This is a genomic window from Oenococcus kitaharae (assembly GCF_025758695.1).
Taxonomy (GTDB): domain Bacteria; phylum Bacillota; class Bacilli; order Lactobacillales; family Lactobacillaceae; genus Oenococcus; species Oenococcus kitaharae_A.
The window spans coordinates 230,576-254,040 of sequence record NZ_JANJQP010000002.1 but is presented as its reverse complement, the minus strand read 5'-3'; the positions used below and the strand labels follow the sequence as shown (position 1 = coordinate 254,040).

Genomic DNA, 23,465 nt, shown 5'->3' with positions numbered 1-23,465 from the left:
TTCCATTATAGTTGAGTTATGAATTGGGTGACCTTGACAGTTGAACCTTGGATGCCGATAGGCGCCGACAAAGCAAAAGAAGATTTTGCACAGATTGCAGCGGCGATGGGTTTTCGTGTTTTGAAAATTGATCGCGCAAACAAAAAAGCCGATTTAGTCGGTGTCCAGGCGGGTGATTTGATCATCCATCAATATCCTAGCTATCTTGGTGACGACTGGGAACTGGCTTTTGAACACGAACTGCAGCAGAAAGGTATTCTGTTTGGTGTTCTCATTCATGATTTTGAGCCTTTGCGTTTAACAGCTCAAGCAAAAAATTCGGCTGCTTTTCAAATCATGCATCAAGCTGATTTTTCAATCGTTCACAATCAGCGTATGGCAGACCGATTTTCAAGCATTAATGCACATATTTTTAAGATTCAGCTCTTTGATTACTTAACCGAGCATACGATTCCGGAGAAAAAAGCCATCCACCACGCACTGCTTTATGCAGGCAGCTTGGTCAAAGCCGCTTGGCTGAAACATTATTCCCTGCCAATTCCTTTAACAGTCTTCGGTCGGGTTCCGCGCGCTTGGGACTTTTCAGCATCTAAAACCATCCAAATCAAGAATCCTATAGATCCGTCTATCTTACCCGCTTCCTTGCCGGCTGCCTGGGGACTTGTCTGGGATAAGGATTTGGATCCGAACAAGACACACTATCAAGACTACGAAAAAATTAATTCACCGCATAAGTTAAGCCTTTATTTAGCAGCCGGAATTCCCGTTATTGTCTGGCAGCGGTCTGCTTTGGCCGAATTTGTTCGAGAACACAGGTTAGGTCTGCTGATTAATGACCTCACCGATATTAGCGAAGACGCACTATCACATTGTCAGATTAATTTTGACCAGTTATCTAAAATTTCTAAACAATTACAGCGAGGTTATTTTAGCCAAAAAGTTTTGCAAAAAGTGATTGACATGAAAAAAGCTATCCCAGACGGTTGTCGTCCAAAATAGCCTGCATTTCTTTTTCAATTTCTGGTGGTTTTTTCCATTCCTCCCAGCTGGTCATCGAAAAACCGGGGTCGGAATAGTGTGCATTAATGTATTTTTCTACTTTATCCACGTGGTTAGAGTGAGGAATATTGAGTTTTAATATTCTAACCTGTTGAATGAAATGTTTTTCAGCAGCATATTCGGCTCTGCCATTCATAATCACGTTGCCCAATTCCTCATAGGTCGTGCCGTCCAGGCGTGTAATCTCCTGGACGAGATCAAACACCATATAATTAGCCATTAATTCCCTCCTGAACTTGAGTTTGCTGAACGAGATGTCAGCGTTACTTCGACAATTCTAGGTGAAATTTCCGTGACACCCTTGGGCAGCGGCAGTCTAATCGTCAGTACACCGCCGGTATTGCTGACTTTGTTGACGTTTACGGTTATTGGAATGGAATCGATGCGGTCAATCACAGAACGATCACCTGTAATCTGCACACTCGAAGTGCTCAAGGTGACATTATATGTCGAAATCGCGCGCGATCCGGTAAATGTCGGATTTAAAGAAACAGTCTTGGTTTCGCGCGTACTATTATTAACGGCATACTGGCTGGTGACATCCAAAGTGGCGATCACGGTACCAGGGTTGATTTCAACAGACACAACGGAACCATTGCGGTCCACTGCCTTCAAGGGCACATTGCGCGTGATACTGGATTGTGTATTGGCCGGCACATCAAGGTTGGTAGACAAGTGGTCAACTATTTTCACTAAATCGCTGGGGCCAACCACTCTGGCTCGGCGCTGAGAAACTTTAAATCCTGAAACAACATACCTGCTGGCAATATTGTCACGATTATAGGTCGAAATAATCGGTACCATTTTAGATACTTTGCGTGAGACGTTAACTGTCAAAGTCGATGGATCTAATTTTGTTACCAAAGTATCTGACAGACCAGTCAGCCTGACAGTGACTCTTTGAGAACCAATTTTTGGATTCCTCAGATTGACCGTTGCACGGATTGTTCTAGAATTTTGAGCCGCCGTGACCAGTCCGGATGGTCCAGTAATATTCACACGAACACTCTGAGGAACACCTGAAAGATAGTATTTATTGTCATTAATTATGGCATTTAAAGGTACGTTCAGGTCAGCAGTCTGCGTTGTAATTAATTGATTTTGACGATTTCGATTTCCCCGAACATTGCCGATCGTACCCGTTACATAGACAAATAATACGATTGCCAGAACAAGCGTTGCAAGCAGCTGAAACCATTTGGTTCGCAAGAGTGAATTAATGGTTTTCATTAGAATCCCCTCCCTTAGATCGATTTCGGTTGTTTTTTTTCATCGGCCCAGCAACCCAGGCTGTTAAATTAGCAAAAATATCGCTTTGATTTTTTTCATTCTCTGGAATCAAACGTTCCCTTAAAAATTGATCATATTGCTCAGGTTTTAAGCTGCGGTGAAGAACACCTTTATGGGCCACTGAAACTTCACCCGTCTCTTCGGATACGATGATAACAATTGCATCCGTCGATTCAGCCAGGCCCAGTCCAGCCCGGTGACGAGTTCCTAAGTCTTTTGAAGTCGTCGGATCGCTTGAGAGCGGCAGATAGGCTGTAGCGGCTACTAGACGATCAGCCCGAATAACTGCCGCACCATCGTGAAGCGGGGTGTTTGGAATGAAGGTGTTAATCAAAAGCGCCGAACTAACACGCGCATCCAGTGCAATCCCTGTCTCGATAATATCTGAGAGACTTGTTTTTTGTTCAATGGCAATCAAAGCACCAATCCTGCGGCGGGATAAATATGGCAATGCCTGGTCTAAGGCTGTCATCACAATTTCTTCAGAAGGTACCGAAGGACCAGAGGGCCTAAAAAAAGACCGCGTCCCTAAGTTCTCCAAAGCACGCCTGATTTCTTGCTGAAATAGAACCACCAGTGCTATCGGGCCCCAATTGATAATCTGATCCAAAAACCAAGAAATTGTCTCCAGGCCAACCCACCAAGCCACCAAGCGCACGACAATTAAGATGACAATTCCGCGAACCAGCTGCATAGCGCGCGTTCCGCGAACCCAGTTAGCGACGTTGTAAAGCACAAACCAGACCACGAGAATATCAATCAAATGAACAAAATTTTCATATGTAAAGATATTTGATAAATCCATTGATTTTAGTATAACTTAACTGCCGTTGGCAGAAAGTGCCGAGGTCTCGGCAAAATTAATCTCTTGCAGTAAAGTCAGGCCAAGCTGCCTGGGAATACGATGTGTTTCAAATAACCGTTTGACTGCATCACGCTCAGCATCAATAGATGTCAGCGAAAAAGCCAGAATCAGCGCATCGTAATTGCGGTTAAATCGTTTGCTGGCCTTGATACGCGATAGCCAGCTTCGATAGTTGATGATTGTGTTAAAAGCTGCCTGACGGTCAAGTTTGTCCAATGTCTGCTGCTCTAAGTGCCCTGCCAGTGCCTTAATACCAGCCTTGGCACGTGCACGATGGACTGCAGCGTTTTCCTTTTTTGCTTGTGCGGCGTTAATCCGGCTGACCTGCAATTCGGTCATCTGCATCATGCGCCGAATCACACGTAAAAACCATTGAAAAGAAAAACTTCGCCGATGACCGATATCACGCAAAGACCAGCGCACGCCTCGCATATTGGCATGGTAAACAGCTGCAGAAATCTTCTTTTGACTATATATTTTTTCAATCGCCTCAACTTCAGCCTGCAGTGCGATCACACGGAAATCCTGCTCGCGTATAGCTAGTTTTTTAGCACCTGGCAAACGGCTTTTAAGCTGTAAATCGTTGATTTTCTGCTGACGCTCAAACACAAGATCGTAGATAGCAGCTTGTTTAGGGTCAACCACTTCGCCGCCGAATTCCGAATCATGCAGCTGAAATTTGAGTGCTTGAATGCCTGATTGTAATTGAAAGATACGAGCTTCGGTCTCGCTGATATATTTATATTGACGTTCCTTTTGACCAAGCTCATTCAAATTAAAATCGGCTTCTTGATTCATCAGCTGAATATCACTCGGCAAAGTCGAAACCGGCCCTGAGAGCTTTGTCAGAATCGGCAGCATAATTGATGCAACAATCAGAGAGAAAATAACGACAACAGCTGCGATGAAGACCATCAGATAGTAATGTGGAAAGACACGGCCGGAGACCATTTGAATTGACAGCACAGCAGCGAGTGCGATCGCACCACGGACACCGGAAAACGCCATAATCATCGTTTGCACAATAGTTGGTTTTGGATTTGTTTTGATATTTCTTTTGTAGCTGATATATTCGTTAATATAAGTCCAAACCGCCCGAATGACAAAGATAATGCACCAAACCAAAATGCCATATAGAATGCCTGTAACCAGATTCAGCTGATCATTGATAATCGCGTCCTCATAGGCATGAGGCAGCTCCAAGCCCAAGATAATAAAAATCGTACCGTTCAAAACAAAGGCCAGAGCCCGCCAGATCGTTTCGGACAAAACGTTGAATTCAAAACTTGCATTGTAATCAGCATTATTGCGTAATTTTGTCAAAATCCCGGCCACAACAACCGCCACAACGCCCGAAGATTGTTCTAGATCTTCGGCGATATAAAAGATCAAAAAAGGCGCCAAAATACTGATAATAACCTGCATGATTTCGTCGTTAGCACCATGCTGACGGATGATTTCCCGTGCCCAGTCAATCATAGAAATCAGCAAAAACCCTGTCAACGCGCCAACAATCGTGATATAGATAAAATTAAAAAAAGCATCATGCATAACAAATGAGCCCAATACTGTAGCGGACACAGCATATTTAAAGGCCACCAGGCCGGAAGCATCATTTAACAGACTTTCGCCCATTAAGACGTGCAGCAGATTGTCCGGTATTTTGATACGGGATAGAATCGTTCCGACAGATACTGGATCGGTTGGCGACAAAGCTGCCGCTAAGGCAATGCTGACTGATAACGGCAGGACCGGTATGAGTATGTGAATCAACCAGCCGCCACCAAGAGCTGTGACAAATACTAGGACAAAGGCGTTTGCAATAATCGGCGCACGCAGCTGCCAAAGTTCTCGTTTGGGAAAACGCCAGGCATCATTAAAAAGGAGCGGTGCAATAAAAATAAGTAAAAACCATTCGGTATCCAAGCCAATGGTCTCTTCAATGAAAAAAGATAACCCGACACCACAGATGATCTGTAATAGGCTGACTGGAAGCAAAGGGAAAAAATGAGCCAATAAGCTGCTGGCAACAATTAAAGATATAACAATTGGAAACAGCAGTAATAAGTCCATTAGTTTTCAGCGAATCCTTTCCCGATCATTTTGATTTCTAATTCCATATTGATATCCTGATTCTGTTTGATCGTGTGCTTGACTAAGTTGATAAGTCTGACATAATCTTCGGTGCTGGCATGATCGACGTTGACAATAAAATTCGCATGTTTCGTGGATAACTGAGCACCACCGATACGAATACCCTGCAGGCCGGCATCTGCCACCAGTTTACCTGCGTAAAATCCCTGCGGCCGTTTGAAAACAGAACCATTGGAGGGCAGATTCAAAGGCTGTTTACTAATCCGCCGAAAATTAAAATCATCCATCCAGCGCCGGATAACAGCCTTATCATCAGGTGCCAGCTCAAAGACCGCTTGGAGAATATAATAACCATTTTGCTGAATACCTGAATTACGGTAAGAAAAACCCAGCTGTTCTTTGGTCAAAACAAGCGAGTGGCCGGCATGGTCCAAAGCGATAACACTTTTCAGCACATCGGCCGTATTGCCGCCATAAGCACCAGCATTCATATAAACAGCACCACCGACTGATCCTGGCAGTCCAGCCGCCCACTCCAGACCCGACAGCCCATGCTCATAGGCAAATTCGGATACTTGAATCATATCAATTCCAGCATCGGCGATAATTTCATTGCCGCGGATTTGAATCTGCTTCATTTTGTCCATGATAATAATCAGACCGGCAACACCTTGATCCGATATCAGCATATTGCTAAGCTGTCCCAACACGTGCACCGGAATATCTTGATCAAAAGCTGCCTGGATTAGACGTTTTGTCTCCTGACTATTCTTGGGAAAAGCCAAATAATCAGCCTTGCCGCCAACCTGAGCAAAAGCGTACTCAGCAATAGGTTTGTCCTTATAAATCTCAATATCTGAAAATTGTTTAGTAAAATCTGCGATAACTTGATTTTATCATTGCAGGCAAACTTGGTTTAGACTGGTTTTATGAACTTTATTTCATGGAATATCGACAGCTTGAATGCCGCGATCGAACATAAATCACCCCGCGGCGAACTCACTTTTGCGCTGTTATCTCAGATAGCCGCCCAAAAGCCGGACTTCTTTTCTATTCAAGAAAGTAAATTACCAGTTACCGGTCTCAACGCTAAACAAACACAGGTTTTAAACGATCTGTTTCCGGGTTATTGCACTTTTGTGAGAAATAGTACGCCACCAGCCAAAAAAGGCTATGCCGGCGTGATTACCTTGGCAAAAGAACAGCCGATTTCTTTCAATTGCCCAACAATTGACGCACCGGACACAATGGATGAAGAAGGGCGCATTATTTTGCTGGAATACCCGGATTTTTATCTCCTGAATGTTTATACGCCTAATTCAGGCGATGGTCTAAAACGTCTCGAGATGCGCGGTCTATGGGATGACAATTTTCGTGTCTATGTCAGCCAGCTGGCCGAAAGAAAAGCCGTTATCTTCTCCGGTGATTTAAATGTTGCCCACGAAGAAATTGATTTGAAAAACCCGTCAACCAACCATCAATCTGCGGGTTTTACGGATCAGGAACGAGCTAAGTTTACTCAGCTTTTAGAAGCAGGATTTACAGATACCTGGCGTTTTCAGCACCCTGATGATGTTGCTTATTCTTGGTGGAGCCAGCGAAATCGCATGGCTAAGCCAAACAACGCCGGCTGGCGGATTGACTACTATCTAGTCAGCAGCACATTAAAAGATAAAATAAAAAAAAGCGGCATGATTGACAGTGGTACTCGTGCAGATCATGCGCCGATTTATTTACAAATGGCCTTTGATTAGTTCAAGTTTTTTCTCGCAGACAAATCTCCGTCATCTCTGGCGACTTTTCTAAGTTCGGTTTTCATCTGCTGTTCCAAGGCAGCCAGATCGTTTTCAGCCGCCAAACGCCGTTCGTGGCCCTGATTTTGAATTTCGATCGTCTGCTGAATTGTCTCAATCAAATTCTGCTGAGATTTCTTTAATGTATCAACGTCAATCACACCGCGCTCTGTTTCCTTAGCTGTATCCAAGGCAGATTGTTTCAGCATCTGAGAATTTTGTTCCAATAAATGATTGGTGGTTTCCGAAACAGCTCGTTGTGTGTTGATCGCATCACGCTGCTTAAATAAGGTCAATGCGATGGCAATCTGGTTTTTCCATAGTGGAATAGCTGTATTAATTGATGATTGAATTTTTGTCGATAACTGCCGGTTGGTCGTCTGAACAAGGCGGATCTGCGGCGCTTGCTGAATCGCAATTTGCCGAGTCAGCTTCAAGTCATAATTGCGTTTCTCCAAGGTGGCAAGCGTCTGGGCAATATCCTGGACCGTCTGGGCATCTAATTGATTCTGTGTTTTTTCGGCCCGCTTTTGAGCTGCAGTCAGAATATTTTCACGAATATCTTTCTCTTTTAATTCCGCTCCGGCAATGTAGAGATTGAGCCGATTGTAGTAGTCAAGGTTTTTAGCGTATAAGCCTTCCAGCATTTTGTTGTCGGCAAGTAAACCCTTTTGCTGATCCGATAATTGTGCAGCAGCACGATCAATCTGCTGACCGACTTTCTCATATTTTGCACGCACTTCTAGAGCTGAACGCCGTACGCGCCCAAAAATCTTAGAAATCAAGCCGGCTTTTTGCGGCGCCAGTTCATCTGGTTTTGACTCATTGATTGTCACAACTAAATCGCGCAGATTATCGCCGATACTGCCTAAATCTTTATTTGAAACACTGTTCAAAACGTTCTGGGAAAAATCGGAAATTTCTTTTTGGACATCAGACCCATAACTCACAATCTGTTCAGGATCCAAGCCATCCAGCTGTTTGGAAATTTCTCTGGCTTGCTTTTGTTCTTCTGGACTCAAAGTTGGCAAAATAGCTCGCTCAGGCGACTTGTTTCCTGTCTTTTCAATTTCGTTATCACCGTTTGCCATTTGTCCTCCTAGACTGTCATACTTATATGTCTGCTATGTGCTTTTAACGACTGGATGTGCGTATACAGTTTCCCGACACTGAGTGAACTCGTATACATTTCACTACTGTTCTCATCCCCAATAATCAGACGAATAGCTTTTTGGCCAGCCAGCTGCAGTTTTAATTCTAGTCTGCTTGGCGCCTTTAAATCATCAACTTTAATATCACTTATATTTTGCCAGGAAATCAGTGATAACAATAAGTCATCTTGACCGGATTTTCTTGGACTAGCGGGTTCTAACCCATAGGCCGTAAAAGAAGCAAAGGGCTGTCTGCCTTGTAATTGTCTTTTAAAAATGGCGACAGGAGATAAATCACTGCTGTCGGCTGAATGTTTGGCTGAACGCGTCCGATCGAAATATGCGTCAATTTTTTCCTTTGCCTTATCCAAAGCTGCACTGCCATTATCGAAAACATAATTCGTCAGCTTGTCTAGACGATTATCCGGCTGCGCCTCATCAGTTGTTTGGCTGTCGGCTTGTTTTTGGTCAACCGGTGCTTGGCCGCCGGATTTGATGTAACTATCAACAATCTTTTTCAGTTCTGGAATCGCGATATTTTTGACTTCGTTTTGTTTAATCGTAAATGACCCGTCAAGCGTGGCCACATATAACTGATAATTTAAGCCTTCTGTCTGTACTTCTGTGTAGTAAATCCGCGGCCATTCATAAATAATCTTGTGACGGAAAAAATAGCGGTGATCAACACGTGCCAGACAGAAATCCGTAATTTCTAAAGAAGCCCAGCGTTTAAAAGCCGTAATCAAAAAATAACCTGCAATGATGAACAGCGTCAGTTCCAAAGTATAGATTGGCCAGCCGCCGATATTTCTCGCCGTAAAAAATCCAATCGGCAGCAAAGCGGCAGCTGTTGGAAACAGTTTCCACCAGTCATAGCGGTAAATCAATATACCGGTCTCTTTCTTTTCTCTTTTTAAGGCTCTTTTCTTCGCAGCACGATTATTTTTCACAATCTGCCGATAAATTACATAAATAATCGCTGCTGGAATGACAAAAGCCATTGCCGCTCCAATCAAGCTGGCCGCGATATTGAATAGAACGTAGATGCCGATAATCCACCAAAAAATTTTCCAAAAAGACTTCATGCCTATATTTTATCGGAATCCGAGAACAGTTTCCGGCCTCCTAATAAAAACAAAATAAAAACCGTCGTATAAACGGTTCAGCGACGGTTTTATGCTTGTTTTGCCTTATCTTGAGACTGTTTTTTGTCCTCATTGAGCTTGATTTTTGCAAATAGGCTATCCATTAACGGATCGCTCTCGCCCATTTCGGCAGTCTTAATCGACTCAAACTTTTCTTTTTTCTTTTTTGCCATTTTCATCACCTGTATCTAGTCTCATTTTGACTTCTCGACGGAAATCGTCCATCGTTTTCGCGTGATACCGCCACCAATGTTCGGGATCCTGATGGTCGCTTGCCAGACCAGCTAAATAGCCTTCATGGTGGCTGATAATACTACCCGGATCAATGTGGTACTGTCGGCACAGAAAAACGGATAGCTGGATATCATTTTGCCATACTTTGTGGAAATATTCATGAAAAACTGACGGATCATAACCAATTAATTGAAAACCATCAGGACCGTAATACAATCCTGCTGGTTCACAAGTCTCAATCCCGATAAAGCTGAGATTAGCGGGGCCGGCTGCACGCCAAGCACGCATCGTCCAAGGCAGATATTGGCAAACAACTTTGTCATCAACGAATGCGTGAACAGCTACTTGGCGATCTATCTGGCCGGCTGCATAAGATCGATCCCACAGATCAAACCAGTCAGCAGCCATAATACCGGGTTCGGCTGTGGAATGAATCATGATACCTGAGGCTTTTAGCGGGTCGCCTTGCATAAAACAATCGTTATGCGTCATGTAGCGGCGAATAATTTTTAATTGCTGATCTGACAAATCTTTGCCCTCTACACCAGTTTGGCAAAATCCTTGATACGATCCTCACCAAAATGATTGATTTCATAAATGAGGATTTCAGCTGCAGCCTGCGCATCAAAACTCGCATTATGGTGATGTTCCAAATCCAGGCCTAATTCAGATGCGACTGTGTCCAATTTATGGTTAACCATGTCTGGATGAAATTTTCTAGAAATTGAGACTGTATCAAGGCTAACATAATGCGGCACCGGCAGACCATAGTAACGCAATGTTTGTTTAAGTACTTGGTTGTCAAAACGAATATTATGGCCGACAACAGTTGGATAATCAGCATAAAGATGCTTAATTTGTTCCCAGACATCCGGAAATTTGGGCGAATCAATAACATCGTCAGCGGTTAACCCGTTAACAGCTGTGTTCCAATAGGAGAAAGTCGTCTCAGGTTTAATCAAAGAATACCAATTATCGACGATTTGATTATCCTTGACAATTGTCAGACCCAAAGAATCCGCTGACCATGCTTCATTATTAGCTGTTTCAAAATCCATCGCAATAAAATTCATAGGCGATCCAGCATTTTCTCATAACGAGCGCCATGAGCGGTTAGACGCACATCTCGATCCTGGCCATCGTAACTGAAGGCAATTTCTAAATACTGATCAGGCAGAATTTCTTTCATGTAATCCGGCCACTCGACCAAAGTCAGGCCGTCAGCACCGATATAATCTTCAAAGCCTTGATCAGCGGCACCAATCGTTTCCAAGCGATAAGCATCAAAATGATAGACCGGGAAAGGCAGCCCGTGGCCCGTATACTGCTGGAGAATTGTGAAAGTCGGTGAATTGACGATTAAATCAGGATCATCAGATAATGCGTGAACCAATTGGCGCGTAAAAGTCGTCTTGCCGGCGCCTAAATTGCCTCGCAATAAAATCAAGTCGCCAGCCGATAAAAAACCCGCCAAATGCTCAGCGAGTTTTTTTGTATCGGCCAATGATTGTTTTTTTAAAAAGATCATCGTTTAAATTTTAACTTATTTCAAACCCTTGTCAGCCCTGCCGAACCATTTTAGCTGCAAAGTACGCATCTTCCCGTTCTGCTGGAATTGTTTCAAAACGTCATTCACACGTTCTCTTAATTGGACATCGGATTTTCTAAAACCAACACCGGTCTCATCAGTCGGATAACCACCCGTGATAATTTGGTAGTTCTGTGAATCCGGCAAGTGGTCAATATAATAGCCGGCATACATGGAATCAACCAGAATTCCTTGAATGCGACCCGCTTTCAGATCCATAAAGGCCTTATCAAAAGTATCGTATTTCGAAGGCTTACCCTTGACGTATTTTTTCAGCAGATTGCCATACTGAGAAAATTGTGTATCAGCTGTTGAAGCATTCTGTAGACCCAATGTGCGGCCTTTCATATCCGCAAAAGATTTCATATTATATTTCGATAATGTCACCAAAACCTGTGTTCCGTGATTATAGGGAATTGAGAAAGCAACTTTCTTTTTACGAGCTGGTGAAATCGTGTACCCATTCCAAATGGCATCAATCTGGCCGTTGTTTAAAAGCTGCTCTTTAGTGGCCCAATTAATCGGTTCCCACTTGACTTTGATACCTAATTTTTTAAAGGTTGCATCAGCCAGGTCGACATCAAAACCAACCAATTTGCCTTGTTTGTTGCGAAAACCCATCGGAATAAAAGTATCATCGAGGCCGATTGTCAGTCTCTTCTGCTGTTTGATTTTATCCCAACCATCCGTCTTGGCTTTTGTTGTACTGCTGGCTAGATAAGTCCAAGCTCCGGCAACAATTGCCAGAATTAAGACAATGATGCCGATGTTTACGTATAATTTTCTTCTTTTATTATTAGTCATTTTTATTCTCTCTTTACTTCTGTTTTGAAATCAAATATTCTATCCGAAATTTTTTCTGCAAAAGGGGCATCATGTGTAATCGCCATCTGCGTCACGCCGCGATCCTTAAGTTCTTGAACCACCTGTACAACCTGATCTGTTGAAAACTCATCTAAGGCCGAAGTCGGTTCGTCGTAGGCCAGAATTTTTGGATCCATGGCTAAGGCTCTAGCAATGGCAGCACGTTGTTTTTGCCCGCCAGATAATTGATAAGGATAAAGGTCAGCTTTATCTTCAATTCCCAGCTCGGCCAAAATATGTCGAACCTTCTCGACCGCCTGCTCCCGCTCGGTCTTTTTAACAAGCGTCGGTGCTAGAATCGCGTTTCCCAGAACCGTATACTGAGGAAACAGATTGAAATCCTGGAAGATAACGCCAACTAAAGCATTGCCGCCTTTTTCTTCAACATTGACTGTCTGTCCATCAATGATCATTTGACCAGAGTCAGCCGTTTCCAAGCCGGCAATGATGCGAAGCAGGGTCGTTTTACCAATACCGGATGGGCCAACGATACTGAGAACCTCACCATCATTCACTTTGAGATTTAAATTTTTGAAAACGTTTTTCCCGTTAAAACTTTTTGTCAATCCTTGCATATCCAGCATCATGCCCACTCCCGATAATTTGATTCGATCTTTTTCATAATGACGGTCGCTAATGCTGTAAATATCAGATAAAGAACTGCCACAATCACATAAGGCATCAGGCTGACATCCGCCACCGCATGTCCTTGTGCAATATAGAGAATGTCGACCAGACTGATAACGTATCCCAGTGACGTGTCCTTGATCAGATTGATCACCTCATTGCCAAATGAAGGAAGCACGATTTTAAACACCTGCGGCAGGATGATTTTGCTGAATGCCTGACGATGGCTGATGCCTAGCACAAAAGCAGCGTCATATTGACCTTGTGGAATAGCTTGAATACCACCTCTAAATATCTCAGCCAGATAGCCCGCATAATTCAGGACGAAAACCAGTACAGCCGCTGTCATTTTCGGAAACACAAGCCGGTTATCTGTCGCGAGTGGCAAACCGAAATAGAAAAACATCAGCTGCAGCATTAGTGGCGTTCCGCGAATAATCCACACATAGGCGTTTAGCAACCAGCGCAGGATGAAAAACTGCGAACGCAGGCCGATGGCAATCAGGATACCCAAGGGTGTAGCACCCAAAAGGGTCAGAATGAATAGGCCAACTGTGATGTTCAGGCCGGTCAAAATATCAGGTAAAATTGAGAAAATGTAGTTCATGCTTTCCTTTCTGGAATAAATAAAAAAACGCCCTCAATCAATAAAGATTGAGAGGGCGTTGTGCGCGGTTCCACCTCTTAACGCTATTAAATTGCTTTAATAGCCTCAGTGAGTCAAAGACTCTGACGATAACGGGTGACCCGGCAGTATTTCGGCTGCACTCACAGGTGTGGTTCGCTTGTATCAATGATCGACTTTCCAGCAGTGCCGATTCTCTTGGCATCTCAAACAAGTTACTCTTCTGTTCGTTGTTTTATTTATTCGATTGCTTAGAAGCTTACTCGGATTAAAATAATTTGTCAATCCTTTTAATGACAGTTATTAAATACCTCCTCCAAACAAGGAAAACGAGCCACAGATATCAATTTATTTCATAAATAAGTCAACATAAAGTCTAAAAAAGCGCAAAATAAATCTAACAATCACTTTAAAATTCATCATGAATCAAGCAAGAAGATCAACAATCAACGACGTTGCCCGTTTAGCAGGTGTGTCGATTACAACAGTTTCTCGTTTTCTTAACCACAACTATACAAAAATGTCTGAAGCAACCCGGCAAAAAATTGATGAGGCCGTGAAGCACAGTGATTACCATGTTAATCGCCAAGCACAAACTCTCAAAAAGCAATCGAGCAGACTGATTGGTGTCGTTGTAGCTGACGTTGAAAACTTTTTCTCATCCTTATTATTTAAAGGAGCTGACGAAGTGCTGGCCAAAAAAAATTTTCAGATCATTTTAATGAATTCCAATAATTCCCAGATTATCGAACGACGACAGATACAGCGCTTGCTTGAATTGCAGATTGACGGGATTCTTCTACAACCAATGAGCAGCAAGTCTAGCAATTACAGTTATCTACAAAAGCAACGAATTCCGCTCGTAATTGTCGATCGACAAATCCAGCCAACTCTCTGGCCAGAGGTTGTGACAGATAACTATGCTTACTCCAAAAAATTAGGTCAATTAATGATTCAGATGCAGTATCCGCAAATTCTTGTTGTCAGCGAACCCATTGACAAAAACTCAGCTCGCCAAGAACGTTATATGGCACTCTTCGATTTGCAAAAACAAAATTCATTTCAATTAGGCCTCGTTGAAATTCAAAAAACAACTAATGATGAAGAAATTTTTCAATCATTGCGAAAAAAAACCAATAACTTTCACACGAAAACAGCGCTCTATGCTCTAAAGGGACCGCTGCTTTTGCGCATTATGCGTATTCTAAACCAGCGGCATGTTAGCGTCCCGGACCAAATTGGATTATCAGCTTTTGATGATTGGGAATGGGCCAAATTAACTCATCCAGTCATGACAACAATTCAGCAAAATCCAAAAATAATTGGATCAACAGCGGCTCAGGTGCTTGTGAAAGAAATAGAAGGGACAAAGCCCATTAAAGCAGAAACTATAATTGTGGAAAGTCAATTAAACGTTGGCCACTCCTTGTGAATTTTTTATGAATCCAATTGACAGTTAAAAAAATGCGTAGTAAGCTAATCTTTGTGCTCAGGGAAAACGTTTTCCTAAAAAGAAGCATAGTTAATTTAAAATTAACAAAGGAGACCTTCTTGAAAAATAATCAAATTGTTATAAACACATTAGTATTACAGCAACAGCACGATAAAGGACAGACACAAACTGCATTGGTAGATCAACTCGTCAATGCGGGCATATGGCGTATTGAGCTTCGCCGCGAATATTTCCATTTCTTTTTGCAAGAAATGGAAGCGCTTAATTATGCAAAATTGGGAAAACGTTTGACCTTATTTTATTCGGTGCCCGATGTCCTGTTTATACAAGGACAAGTAAACCCCAAATTATTACAATATTTCGCTGAAGCCAAGCTATTTGGAGCTAGTTACGTCAAACTGAATGTTGGTGATTTTGCTAGCTTTCACGGCGATCTTCAAAGGGAACTTGGGAGCATTCTGCCCAAGTCAATCGAGCTTAATGTGGAAAACGATCAAACACCTTTGAGTGGATCAGCTGAAAACATCGAGTCATTTCTTAAGAATGCAAAAGACCATCACGTCAAGGTTGGATTCGTTAACGACTTAGGCAATTGGGTTTTCACAAAACAAGATCCCTTCACAGCTACAAAACGATTAAATTCCTTCACAAATTATCTTCATGTAAAAGATTATGTTATGGAAAATGGTCAGCCTAAAACCGTTGCAATTGATCAAGGCAATCTGGATTGGCGAGCATTGCTCAATTTAACAGCCGGTGATTTACCAGTCGCTCTAGAGTATCCAGTTGAATCAATGACACAACTACAATTGGATATCAGTATTTTGGAAAAATACATAGAAAGCCGGCCCTAAAATGACGAATGTAATCATCGGATGTTTGCTGTTATTAACCTTCTTTGCCTTCATCTATTTTGTTATGCGCGGCGGTAATATCATGATTGGCTTCTTTTTCATGGCCATTTTGTGGACTGTGATTGGTGGAATCCCCTATCACACTGCCATCAACGATATATTTTCACAGCCAGCAATGGACTATGGATCAACAATTGTTGTGATCATCTTTGGTTCTTGGTTCGGTCGAGTGCTTGTTGACACGAATATTGCTGGATCGATTAGCCAGGAAACCATTAAAGTGAGCCGCAAGCATCCAATTACTGCAACGATTTTGGTTTGCCTAGTCACAGCCTTCATTTTCACCAGTTCTTACGGTGTCGGCGCTGTCATTGCCGTTGGTGTGATATTGCTACCCATTTTGGAGTCATTAGGCCTGCCAAAAAATATTTCAGTGGTCGCTTTTGTGCTCTCAGTGGGTGCACCAATGTATGTCAACATTGTCATTATTAAACAAATCCAATTGTTTTTCCCAAAAGTTATATATGGTAGCAAATATTTAGCGTATGGCTTTTCGGCGATGGCGATACAAATGCTGTTTGTAATAGCTTTTATCATCTTTCATGCCCAATCAATCCATGCTACTGAAAATACATCTGTCGCCACTATGAACAAGACACCTGTTTATAGTTTTTTCATTCCTATCTTGCCGGTATTGATGAATTTAGTTTTTGGTTGGCAACCAATCCCATCTTTGCTTTTATCCATTATTCTAGCCTTGTTGTTAACTGGAAATATGAAAACCTATCATGATTGTTTGAATTTAATTAATAAAACTATCAGTCAATCAATTTCCGATATCTCCGGTTTATTAGTGATGCTGTTTATTTTAACTATGTTTAGCGCAGCGGCTGTTAAAAATACCGCACGTTTCAGCAGCATTCTACAAAATATCGTCCCACACAGTCCTTGGATTATCGCGATTGTTTTTGCCATTTTGGCTCCTCTGGCACTTTTTAGAGGGCCACTCATGGTTTGGGGGGCCGGATCAGCAACTGCAGCAGTTATTGCCGGAACAGGCTTTTTTAATCAATATTTCGCTTTCGCTTTGATCACAGTACCAGCTGTATCAATGGCTGTTTCAGCGTGTGTGACCCAATCCTGGAACTTATGGGCTATTGAATACACACACTTAAACCCCAAAAAATTTCTGTTAACAGGTGTTCCTTGGGGCTGGACCATTTGTGCCGCCAACTTATTGCTGGCCGTGATTATGTTTAATTAAATGAATAGATTAGGAGATGCAAGATATGGAACAAGCTAATCATTTTGACACACAATACTTTCGCTTAGATGGTAAAAATGCCATTGTCACAGGCGGGGCATCCGGGCTGGGACAATACTATACACGGGCCCTGATGCAATCGGGTGCTAATGTACTGGTTGTCAGCCGTAGCGAAACTGGTTGGCAGGAAACGGCCGAATCAGTCAAAGGCAGTGGACAAAAAATAAAATTTTTAAAACAAGATATCACCGATGCCGATGCACCAGCCACCATTGTTAACTACGCCGAAAAGATATTCGGCAAGATCGATATTCTTGTTAACAACGCCGGTATGCAACGGCGCAATAAATGGCAGGATTTTAATGATCAGGACTGGCGGGCTGTGATTGATTTAAATCTCAATGCTGTGTATTTTTTGTCCCACGCCGTTGCTAAAGTCATGGCTGAACAGCATGCTGGCAAAATTATCAATATTGCTTCGATGCAATCATACCGAGCGGGCAAATTTATTTTCCCTTATACAGCTAGTAAACATGGCATCATCGGTCTAACCAAGGCCTACGCAGATGCCTTGGCAGCCAGTAATATCCAAGTCAATGCTTTGGCACCAGGATATATTAACACGCCCATGACACAGGCCTTACGTGACGATAAAGGGAGAAATGAAGAAATTTTGTCCCACATTCCAGCGGCACATTGGGCCGATCCATCAGAATTGATGGGCGCAATTGTTTTTCTCGCCAGCACGGCTTCGAATTATATTACCGGTGTCACGCTGCCAGTAGATGGCGGATATCTACTGAGATAAAAAACCAAAAAAGGAGAAAGAACCATGAAAGTAGTTGTACCTAAAAATTTATCACAAGCAGGGAAAGATTATTTGTTAACACATCATTTCGATCTGATTACAGTACCAGACGATCGACAGGAAACCATTTTAAAATACGGTCAAGACGCAAATGGCATTATTCTAATGACCGACCCTTTTGATAATGAGACGTTAAAACAATTTCCTAATTTGAAAATTATTGCTCGCCATGGTGTGGGATTCGATAATGTTGATCCAACATTTGCAGCCAAACAAGGTGTTGTTGTCACAATCACACCGACAGCAAATGCAGCAACCGTGGCCGAAACGACTTTAGCTGAAATTTTTGATCTATCGAAAAACTTAACACGCGTTTCACATGAAATGCGCCTGGGAAACTTCGCCTACAAGACCACTCATATGGGTTTTGATTTAAATGGTAAGACACTTGGCGTCATGGGGTATGGCCGAATCGGCCGAATCGTTGCCCAAAAAGCTGAAGCCCTAGGGATGAAGGTCTTAATTTTTGATCCGTTTATTAAGGACAGCCAGGTCGGAAAGCTAGTTGACCGAGACAGCTTAATCAGTCAAGCTGATATTATTACACTTCATTTGGTTGTCAATGAACAAACTACGCATTCGTTTGGAAAGCGCGAATTCAGTCTCATGAAAAAGACGGCTTCCTTGGTTAATTTGGGTCGCGGGGCTCTAATTGATGAAACAGCGCTTATAAAGGCCTTAGCCGAGCATCAAATCCGTGCCGCAGCCTTAGATGTGTTTGATGCAGAACCGTTGCCGTTAAGCAGTGCGTTTTATCAACTCGATAACGTACTGTTAACACCGCATATTGCTTCTAATACGAAAGAATGCATGGAAAGAATGGCTGTTGATTCAGCAAGTGAAGTTGTACGTGTTCTGTCTGGTAAAAAAGCCAAATGGGCCGTGAATCAAGTGGAATGAGAATATATAGTTAACTAAAAAACTACCATTTACTATGGTAGTTTTTTAACAAAAATATGTGAATTATAGATTTAACCAAGATTATCTGGCACACTAATAGATTTTTTTACCTAATTCATCAATTAATTGGAAGAAACGGTCGTGATCTACCTTGGTAACAAGGGTGATCGGCCGACCATCGGCTGTTTCAAAAGTCCGGCCGTCTGACGGGCTGCTGACTGAAACATCACTCAAAACTTCTTTAGTTTCGGCCACGTCATGATAACCGCTGTATATGGTCGTCAACACATCCCACATAAAATAAGTCGAATTTGTCTCAAAATGATCCAAAGGCGGTACTAGCGCATAACCCTGACCGATCAAATCCAAAATCGGATACTTGCGCTGTGATGCCCAGTGACGACGAATATCACGCGTCAATGGGACCTGGCGCGTACTTTCCAGCCCAACCATATGAATCTTGATGGACGAATCCCAGACATCTTTAACGGCCTGCGGATCCCAGTAAGCGTTCCACTCGATTGTGCCATCTTGCTCAGGTTCGGCTACGTTGCCCTTGTTGTCTAAAGTACCGCCCATCCAATAAAGCTCGTCAATTTTATCTATAATCGTCGGATCAATTTTTAAAGCACGAGCCAGATCACTCAAAGGCCCAGTCATGACCAAAGTGGTTTTGCCTGTCTGAGCCTGCAGTTTATCAATTAAATCCAGATGCGCCGCTTTATCAGCGACAGCTGTCTGAATATGGCCGCTTTCGTTTAACAGTGGAAAGGCATCAAAAGAAAATGCATCCATGCGCCATTCTTTAGGAAAAGGATGAACAGCACGCGAGTCAGATGCTGCCGGCTGAATTTGGAGACCATGGCCAAAACGGTCAATCAGCTTTCTCGTTGCCGACAAGGCCGGTTCCAAATAAGAATCAGCACCCATGACGCCCACGCCGGTCAGGTTAATATCCTCCATTTGCATCAGCAAAAGCAGCGAAACTAAATCATCGACACCGCCATCATGACTAAAGTACACATTTTTCTTCATTAGTAATTTTCTCCTCCTAAAAAGATTAACAAATTCGTTCAGCTAAATTGTAAAGAACGTGCCAGTTGCACCGCTCGACGTGCTAACAATTGCTGAGCATCGATCACGCGGTCCGATTCATAGGCTTCGCGCTGCTGAGCCACCGATAACTCTGTACAGGCTAAAATCACACAATCACACTTTTCATCGATGAGCATGTGCTCAATCAAGGCGTGGAAACGTACCCGGTTCACTTGGTCGGCTTCTTTAACATCCTTGTAAATGACATCCATGACTTTCCGCTGCCAAACAGGGTCGGGCAAGATTGTCTGATAGCCCAATGCAGCAATATGTGGTTGGTAAATAGCTGCCTCAATCGTACCGGAAGTCGCTAATAAGCCAACACGCAAATTCTTAGAAGAAAATTGTTTGCAAGCGGCCGCAGCTAAACTGGGCATATCTAAAATCGGCATGTGTGCGGCTTTTTGCAACTGGGGCAGAAAATTATGTGCCGTATTGCAGGTAATCAAAATAAAATCGGGAGAAAGCTGGTTCATTTGCTGGACATCTTCGATTAAAAAAGGCAGTGGATTTTGATCAGACCGCCCTAGAATATAGGCCGTGCGATCTGGTATGGCTGCGTGATTAAAAACAATGTAATTCAAATAATCTTGGTCATTTTGTGCCCTAGCCAATTGATTAATACTGTCAATAAATGCCTCAGTCGCACGCGTACCCATGCCGCCTAAAATACCGAAAAAATTTTTCATGCTATACCTCGCAAATCTATTTAACGAGAATATACACTAAAGCTCTTTGAATATTGACGAGCATGTCATAAATCTTAACAGCACAAGGAATCTTAGCGGCTCAAAGGTCATGCAGAATATCCGCCTGTTGTTTGCTGCGCAAGCCGCCAAACAACAATATCTGAAATTAATTGATAATCGATTGGCTGGTCAAAAGGCAGCTGAATCGTACCCTTGGAAGTTTTATAATTTTTCAGCCGGTCGGCAAAAACCGCGGGAGCTTGACCGCCCGGGTATATGCCGATGTGATTTTTAAAGGCCGCAAAATGAATAAGATTCGTCCCTTGCCAAAAAGTCGGCATGCCATAAGAAATTTTTTCGGTTGCGTCTGGTGCGGCGGCTCTAATTGTTTGACGGATTTTCTGAAGAACCGGTTGTAAAGACTCCGCCTGTGCAGCTATATAATCATCAATATTGCTAGTTGCCATATGATTATCCTCTGTGAAAATTTTTAAGCATTGCTTTGTCTATGTTGGTGCAGTCTTTGATACTCCTTTACCTATCAAATGCCGCTTATGATAGCCAAGGAGAGTCTCAAGACAAGCATATTGTAACCTTATTGCCGGCGTTTTGGCTTGGTCTGAACCTCCCTGGCAATAAGAAAACAACATCAGTTCAGATAATATGTTATTATTATCACATACTGTTTACGCGGGCTTTTCCAGAAACAGTATTGCAAATATAAGCGTTTTCAATAAACGCAGCATTGTCCGCAATCTTCTCATTGGAGAGAATGACTATGAAATTAAAAGAAAAGGTGGCTATTGTCACCGGCGGTACATCAGGTATCGGAGAAGCTTCAGCGATATTGTTCGCTGCTGAGGGCGCAAAAGTGGTCGTTGCTGGCCGTAATCAGGAAAACGGCCGTGCGGTCGTTCAACATATCAAAGATCAAGGCGGCGAAGCCGTTTTTGTTCAAGCCGATATGTTAAATACCGATGACATTGATAAGCTGTTGAACACCACAATTGAGGCATACGGCAAAATCGACATTTTATTCAACAATGCAGGTATTTCAGTGGCCAAACCGCTTGAGGAAATGACCTACGAAGAGTTTGACGATGTCATGGATACTAATCTGAAAGCACCTTTTCAGATGTGCAAACAAGCGATGCCTTATTTGATGAAAACCAAAGGTACGATTCTTAATACAAGCTCCATCGCAGGCCTCTCGACAAATTCAAATAGTTATGCCTATAGTGCTTCAAAAAGTGCCTTGATTTCTCTAACCAAGGTCTTGGCGCGCGATTACGCTGCAAAAGGTGTTCGCGTTAATGCCATCTGCCCGGGCATTACCGAAACACCGATCTTAAATACCGTTAATGGCGAACAGATGTCATACCTGGAGGCTATCATTCCAATGCAAAGAGTTGGACAGCCGATAGAAATTGCCAAGCCTGCATTATTCTTGGTCTCTGATGATGCATCATATATCACTGGTTCGACTTTAGTTGTTGACGGCGGAATCACTTTAGTCTAACAATCGAATTGACTACTAAAAACCTTCCAAATCTGGGAATTTGCCTGACGAGGAAGGGTTTTTATACAAATTTGAAAAATTTTATTCGTCTTTTTCTTGAATATTCCCCACAATCTGATATGACTGATCCGTATATTGCATGATTTCAATTCTATTTCCTTCTGGATCATGAATCCACATTTGCCAAGTATGGGAATTGCCAATACTGGGTCCAGAATCGATGGCAATATCTTTATTGATGAGCTTCTCTTTAGTCTGCTGAATATCGTCAACCAGCAAGCTGAAGTGCGAATAACCAACATATTCATTAAAATGCGTATGTGGTTTCTGTTCATCGAAGGCTGGGAAAAACTCAACAAATTGGCCAGGTGCTAATTCAAAATAAATAATTGCAATGCCTTGTGGATCTTTTTGTGCCCTTTCGTAAAAAGGATGGCCTTTTTGATCTCGATAGACACTGTTTCTAACCAGCATCTTAATATTTCCCTCAAGCTTATCTACGTAAAATTCGCGGATCGTCTCGATGTCCTTTGCGTAAAACGACACATGCATTAACGATGTGAATAACATATTTTTTCCTCACTATTTTCTAATTTTTCAACTTGCATTTGTCAAACTTTGCCAATACACGACACCGGATCACGATCGAATAAAGCAATTATTAATAAATTTTCTAATTGGGATGTTGTAAACTTCATGATCATAAAAGTCGATACCGTGGGTGCCGTTTGGGACAAAATTCAAAATTATTGGGACACCATTCCGCGTCAAAGTATCTGCAAAGCGCTGTGAAAACGCCGGTGGTACAAAACTATCTTTTTCTCCATGCAATAGATAAAAAGGCGGCTGTGTACCATCAATGTCGGATAGAGGATCATAAGATTGCAAAAGTTTGAGAAGCTTGTCCTCGTTATCTTCACCAAAAGATAATTGGTCAGCACTTTGGTCGCCTATCTTCATCAATTGTCCTGTATTGATCTGTACTCGATGAAATTCATAAAGGTTAATTGGTGCATAAAAACTAACCACACCTACAATTCGATAAAAAGCCGATAAATGTCTTTGAATACCAATTTGACTGGCCAATAAGCCGCCGTGAGTCTCTCCCCAAAGCACTATTCTTTGAGTATCTATGTGCCAGTCTAGGCTGTGTTGACTCAAAAAATTAATTGCATCAACGCAATCTTCTAAGTTTTCCGGATAAACCACCTCGTCATTCAAACGGTAATTAAGGCTCACAACCGCATAGCCATCTTGTAATACATTTAAAATTTCACTCAAATGATGTGTCTTATCACTTTTGATAAAACCACCACCATGGATAAAAATTACAATCGGATATTTGTCCTTTTTAATTGACGGCAGGTATAAGTCTAATTTATTTCTTTTGGAGTCATTCTTATATGAAATATCAGAAACAAGCCTACCATCACCTTGTAAATCATATTTGCCTTCCGTGAAATTGTACTGTTTAAATATCAACTAAAA

General features: G+C 42.4%; 27 protein-coding genes. 8 read left to right on the top strand and 19 right to left on the bottom strand.

Features of this window, described 5'->3' with window-relative positions; all coding sequences use genetic code 11:
• The first annotated feature begins 18 nt into the window (after nucleotides 1–18).
• The gene (locus tag NRF22_RS04700; protein WP_263779435.1) at nucleotides 19–999 is read left to right on the top strand and encodes a beta-1,6-galactofuranosyltransferase; all 981 of its coding nucleotides are present in this window, start codon (nucleotides 19–21) and stop codon (nucleotides 997–999) included.
• On the opposite strand, the gene NRF22_RS04695 is transcribed toward NRF22_RS04700, so the two are convergent.
• From NRF22_RS04695 to murB, 5 genes are read right to left on the bottom strand one after another with little or no spacing between them, the layout of a single operon-like run.
• Nucleotides 971–1,279, bottom strand: a complete 309-nt coding sequence (locus NRF22_RS04695) for a hypothetical protein (RefSeq protein WP_007744557.1) — start codon at nucleotides 1,277–1,279, stop codon at nucleotides 971–973. The genes NRF22_RS04700 and NRF22_RS04695 overlap by 29 nt on opposite strands.
• Nucleotides 1,279–2,289, bottom strand: coding sequence for a YbbR-like domain-containing protein (locus NRF22_RS04690; protein ID WP_007744558.1), 1,011 nt, complete (start codon nucleotides 2,287–2,289; stop codon nucleotides 1,279–1,281). Before NRF22_RS04690 ends, NRF22_RS04695 begins: the two co-directional genes overlap by 1 nt.
• Nucleotides 2,276–3,154, bottom strand: coding sequence for a diadenylate cyclase CdaA (gene cdaA / locus NRF22_RS04685; protein ID WP_007744560.1), 879 nt, complete (start codon nucleotides 3,152–3,154; stop codon nucleotides 2,276–2,278). The genes NRF22_RS04690 and cdaA overlap by 14 nt, the downstream gene beginning before the upstream one ends.
• Nucleotides 3,155–3,169: 15 nt before the next feature.
• Nucleotides 3,170–5,287 (bottom strand): cation:proton antiporter, encoded by a 2,118-nt coding sequence (locus tag NRF22_RS04680; protein ID WP_263779434.1) that lies wholly within the window; start codon nucleotides 5,285–5,287, stop codon nucleotides 3,170–3,172.
• The gene (murB, locus tag NRF22_RS04675; protein ID WP_318528712.1) at nucleotides 5,287–6,192 is read right to left on the bottom strand and encodes a UDP-N-acetylmuramate dehydrogenase; all 906 of its coding nucleotides are present in this window, start codon (nucleotides 6,190–6,192) and stop codon (nucleotides 5,287–5,289) included. The genes NRF22_RS04680 and murB overlap by 1 nt, the downstream gene beginning before the upstream one ends.
• A gap of 45 nt (nucleotides 6,193–6,237) precedes the next feature.
• Between murB and NRF22_RS04670 the strand changes: the two genes are divergently transcribed.
• A complete protein-coding gene (locus tag NRF22_RS04670; protein WP_263779433.1) occupies nucleotides 6,238–7,062 on the top strand; it encodes an exodeoxyribonuclease III in 825 nt (274 codons plus the stop codon).
• On the opposite strand, the gene NRF22_RS04665 is transcribed toward NRF22_RS04670, so the two are convergent.
• The 9 genes from NRF22_RS04665 to NRF22_RS04625 form a co-directional block, all read right to left on the bottom strand.
• Nucleotides 7,059–8,192 carry a toxic anion resistance protein gene (locus tag NRF22_RS04665; RefSeq protein WP_007744568.1) on the bottom strand — a complete coding sequence of 378 codons (1,134 nt, stop codon included), beginning with the start codon at nucleotides 8,190–8,192 and terminating at the stop codon, nucleotides 7,059–7,061. The two genes, NRF22_RS04670 and NRF22_RS04665, sit on opposite strands and share 4 nt — an antisense overlap.
• Before the next feature lie 8 nt (nucleotides 8,193–8,200).
• On the bottom strand, nucleotides 8,201–9,337 hold the full coding sequence (locus NRF22_RS04660; RefSeq protein ID WP_263779432.1) for a hypothetical protein: 1,137 nt from the start codon (nucleotides 9,335–9,337) through the stop codon (nucleotides 8,201–8,203).
• 89 nt (nucleotides 9,338–9,426) lie between these two features.
• Entirely contained in the window at nucleotides 9,427–9,570 is a 144-nt protein-coding gene (locus NRF22_RS04655; RefSeq protein ID WP_162141368.1) for a hypothetical protein, read from the bottom strand.
• Nucleotides 9,542–10,159: an N-acetylmuramoyl-L-alanine amidase family protein gene (locus NRF22_RS04650; RefSeq protein WP_263779431.1), complete on the bottom strand. Its 618-nt coding sequence runs from the start codon at nucleotides 10,157–10,159 to the stop codon at nucleotides 9,542–9,544. Before NRF22_RS04650 ends, NRF22_RS04655 begins: the two co-directional genes overlap by 29 nt.
• 11 nt (nucleotides 10,160–10,170) lie before the next feature.
• Nucleotides 10,171–10,704 (bottom strand): 3'-5' exonuclease, encoded by a 534-nt coding sequence (locus tag NRF22_RS04645; protein WP_007744576.1) that lies wholly within the window; start codon nucleotides 10,702–10,704, stop codon nucleotides 10,171–10,173.
• Nucleotides 10,701–11,159: a tRNA (adenosine(37)-N6)-threonylcarbamoyltransferase complex ATPase subunit type 1 TsaE gene (gene tsaE / locus NRF22_RS04640; protein WP_007744578.1), complete on the bottom strand. Its 459-nt coding sequence runs from the start codon at nucleotides 11,157–11,159 to the stop codon at nucleotides 10,701–10,703. Before tsaE ends, NRF22_RS04645 begins: the two co-directional genes overlap by 4 nt.
• 15 nt (nucleotides 11,160–11,174) lie before the next feature.
• On the bottom strand, nucleotides 11,175–12,023 hold the full coding sequence (locus NRF22_RS04635) for an amino acid ABC transporter substrate-binding protein (RefSeq protein WP_007744579.1): 849 nt from the start codon (nucleotides 12,021–12,023) through the stop codon (nucleotides 11,175–11,177).
• 2 nt (nucleotides 12,024–12,025) lie between these two features.
• Nucleotides 12,026–12,667: an amino acid ABC transporter ATP-binding protein gene (locus NRF22_RS04630; protein ID WP_263779717.1), complete on the bottom strand. Its 642-nt coding sequence runs from the start codon at nucleotides 12,665–12,667 to the stop codon at nucleotides 12,026–12,028.
• Nucleotides 12,667–13,317, bottom strand: coding sequence for an amino acid ABC transporter permease (locus tag NRF22_RS04625; RefSeq protein ID WP_007744581.1), 651 nt, complete (start codon nucleotides 13,315–13,317; stop codon nucleotides 12,667–12,669). The genes NRF22_RS04630 and NRF22_RS04625 overlap by 1 nt, the downstream gene beginning before the upstream one ends.
• Before the next feature lie 439 nt (nucleotides 13,318–13,756).
• On the opposite strand from NRF22_RS04625, the gene NRF22_RS04620 reads away from it, so the two are divergent.
• From NRF22_RS04620 to NRF22_RS04600, 5 genes are all read left to right on the top strand, one after another.
• Complete coding sequence (locus NRF22_RS04620) at nucleotides 13,757–14,767, top strand: LacI family DNA-binding transcriptional regulator (protein WP_007744582.1); 1,011 nt, start codon at nucleotides 13,757–13,759, stop codon at nucleotides 14,765–14,767.
• 119 nt (nucleotides 14,768–14,886) lie between these two features.
• Nucleotides 14,887–15,642, top strand: coding sequence for a sugar phosphate isomerase/epimerase family protein (locus NRF22_RS04615; protein ID WP_007744584.1), 756 nt, complete (start codon nucleotides 14,887–14,889; stop codon nucleotides 15,640–15,642).
• A 1-nt stretch (nucleotide 15,643) separates the two neighbouring features.
• On the top strand, nucleotides 15,644–16,906 hold the full coding sequence (locus NRF22_RS04610; RefSeq protein WP_007744585.1) for a hypothetical protein: 1,263 nt from the start codon (nucleotides 15,644–15,646) through the stop codon (nucleotides 16,904–16,906).
• A 25-nt stretch (nucleotides 16,907–16,931) separates the two neighbouring features.
• Nucleotides 16,932–17,714, top strand: a complete 783-nt coding sequence (locus NRF22_RS04605) for a glucose 1-dehydrogenase (protein ID WP_007744586.1) — start codon at nucleotides 16,932–16,934, stop codon at nucleotides 17,712–17,714.
• Between the two features lie 24 nt (nucleotides 17,715–17,738).
• A complete protein-coding gene (locus tag NRF22_RS04600) occupies nucleotides 17,739–18,674 on the top strand; it encodes a phosphoglycerate dehydrogenase (RefSeq protein WP_007744591.1) in 936 nt (311 codons plus the stop codon).
• Nucleotides 18,675–18,767: 93 nt separating this feature from the next.
• On the opposite strand, the gene NRF22_RS04595 is transcribed toward NRF22_RS04600, so the two are convergent.
• The 3 genes from NRF22_RS04595 to NRF22_RS04585 form a co-directional block, all read right to left on the bottom strand.
• Nucleotides 18,768–19,709, bottom strand: coding sequence for a nucleoside hydrolase (locus NRF22_RS04595; RefSeq protein ID WP_263779430.1), 942 nt, complete (start codon nucleotides 19,707–19,709; stop codon nucleotides 18,768–18,770).
• 38 nt (nucleotides 19,710–19,747) lie between these two features.
• Nucleotides 19,748–20,458, bottom strand: a complete 711-nt coding sequence (locus NRF22_RS04590) for an aspartate/glutamate racemase family protein (RefSeq protein WP_263779429.1) — start codon at nucleotides 20,456–20,458, stop codon at nucleotides 19,748–19,750.
• Between the two features lie 107 nt (nucleotides 20,459–20,565).
• The gene (locus NRF22_RS04585; protein ID WP_263779428.1) at nucleotides 20,566–20,925 is read right to left on the bottom strand and encodes an iron chaperone; all 360 of its coding nucleotides are present in this window, start codon (nucleotides 20,923–20,925) and stop codon (nucleotides 20,566–20,568) included.
• A 311-nt stretch (nucleotides 20,926–21,236) separates the two neighbouring features.
• Here NRF22_RS04585 and NRF22_RS04580 point away from each other — a divergent pair, with 311 nt between their 5' ends.
• Nucleotides 21,237–21,977, top strand: a complete 741-nt coding sequence (locus tag NRF22_RS04580; RefSeq protein ID WP_007744597.1) for an SDR family NAD(P)-dependent oxidoreductase — start codon at nucleotides 21,237–21,239, stop codon at nucleotides 21,975–21,977.
• Nucleotides 21,978–22,058: 81 nt separating this feature from the next.
• Here the strand turns inward: NRF22_RS04580 and NRF22_RS04575 are convergent, their stop codons facing one another.
• On the bottom strand, nucleotides 22,059–22,547 hold the full coding sequence (locus NRF22_RS04575) for a VOC family protein (RefSeq protein WP_263779427.1): 489 nt from the start codon (nucleotides 22,545–22,547) through the stop codon (nucleotides 22,059–22,061).
• Between the two features lie 69 nt (nucleotides 22,548–22,616).
• Entirely contained in the window at nucleotides 22,617–23,459 is an 843-nt protein-coding gene (locus tag NRF22_RS04570) for an alpha/beta hydrolase (RefSeq protein WP_263779425.1), read from the bottom strand.
• Nucleotides 23,460–23,465 lie beyond the last annotated feature (6 nt).

What these genes read in the sequence shown, in the direction of transcription:
- tsaE (WP_007744578.1), bottom strand. Translation starts at nt 11,159, where the DNA reads ATGATCTTTTTAAAAAAACAATCATTGGCCGATACAAAAAAACTCGCT.
- NRF22_RS04605 (WP_007744586.1), top strand. Translation starts at nt 16,932, where the DNA reads ATGGAACAAGCTAATCATTTTGACACACAATACTTTCGCTTAGATGGT.
- NRF22_RS04660 (WP_263779432.1), bottom strand. Translation starts at nt 9,337, where the DNA reads ATGAAGTCTTTTTGGAAAATTTTTTGGTGGATTATCGGCATCTACGTT.
- NRF22_RS04610 (WP_007744585.1), top strand. Translation starts at nt 15,644, where the DNA reads ATGACGAATGTAATCATCGGATGTTTGCTGTTATTAACCTTCTTTGCC.
- NRF22_RS04690 (WP_007744558.1), bottom strand. Translation starts at nt 2,289, where the DNA reads ATGAAAACCATTAATTCACTCTTGCGAACCAAATGGTTTCAGCTGCTT.
- NRF22_RS04645 (WP_007744576.1), bottom strand. Translation starts at nt 10,704, where the DNA reads ATGAATTTTATTGCGATGGATTTTGAAACAGCTAATAATGAAGCATGG.
- NRF22_RS04655 (WP_162141368.1), bottom strand. Translation starts at nt 9,570, where the DNA reads ATGGCAAAAAAGAAAAAAGAAAAGTTTGAGTCGATTAAGACTGCCGAA.
- NRF22_RS04590 (WP_263779429.1), bottom strand. Translation starts at nt 20,458, where the DNA reads ATGAAAAATTTTTTCGGTATTTTAGGCGGCATGGGTACGCGTGCGACT.
- NRF22_RS04585 (WP_263779428.1), bottom strand. Translation starts at nt 20,925, where the DNA reads ATGGCAACTAGCAATATTGATGATTATATAGCTGCACAGGCGGAGTCT.
- NRF22_RS04625 (WP_007744581.1), bottom strand. Translation starts at nt 13,317, where the DNA reads ATGAACTACATTTTCTCAATTTTACCTGATATTTTGACCGGCCTGAAC.
- NRF22_RS04635 (WP_007744579.1), bottom strand. Translation starts at nt 12,023, where the DNA reads ATGACTAATAATAAAAGAAGAAAATTATACGTAAACATCGGCATCATT.
- NRF22_RS04695 (WP_007744557.1), bottom strand. Translation starts at nt 1,279, where the DNA reads ATGGCTAATTATATGGTGTTTGATCTCGTCCAGGAGATTACACGCCTG.
- NRF22_RS04600 (WP_007744591.1), top strand. Translation starts at nt 17,739, where the DNA reads ATGAAAGTAGTTGTACCTAAAAATTTATCACAAGCAGGGAAAGATTAT.
- NRF22_RS04670 (WP_263779433.1), top strand. Translation starts at nt 6,238, where the DNA reads ATGAACTTTATTTCATGGAATATCGACAGCTTGAATGCCGCGATCGAA.
- NRF22_RS04575 (WP_263779427.1), bottom strand. Translation starts at nt 22,547, where the DNA reads ATGTTATTCACATCGTTAATGCATGTGTCGTTTTACGCAAAGGACATC.
- cdaA (WP_007744560.1), bottom strand. Translation starts at nt 3,154, where the DNA reads ATGGATTTATCAAATATCTTTACATATGAAAATTTTGTTCATTTGATT.
- NRF22_RS04620 (WP_007744582.1), top strand. Translation starts at nt 13,757, where the DNA reads ATGAATCAAGCAAGAAGATCAACAATCAACGACGTTGCCCGTTTAGCA.
- NRF22_RS04580 (WP_007744597.1), top strand. Translation starts at nt 21,237, where the DNA reads ATGAAATTAAAAGAAAAGGTGGCTATTGTCACCGGCGGTACATCAGGT.
- NRF22_RS04665 (WP_007744568.1), bottom strand. Translation starts at nt 8,192, where the DNA reads ATGGCAAACGGTGATAACGAAATTGAAAAGACAGGAAACAAGTCGCCT.
- NRF22_RS04630 (WP_263779717.1), bottom strand. Translation starts at nt 12,667, where the DNA reads ATGCTGGATATGCAAGGATTGACAAAAAGTTTTAACGGGAAAAACGTT.
- NRF22_RS04595 (WP_263779430.1), bottom strand. Translation starts at nt 19,709, where the DNA reads ATGAAGAAAAATGTGTACTTTAGTCATGATGGCGGTGTCGATGATTTA.
- NRF22_RS04700 (WP_263779435.1), top strand. Translation starts at nt 19, where the DNA reads ATGAATTGGGTGACCTTGACAGTTGAACCTTGGATGCCGATAGGCGCC.
- NRF22_RS04680 (WP_263779434.1), bottom strand. Translation starts at nt 5,287, where the DNA reads ATGGACTTATTACTGCTGTTTCCAATTGTTATATCTTTAATTGTTGCC.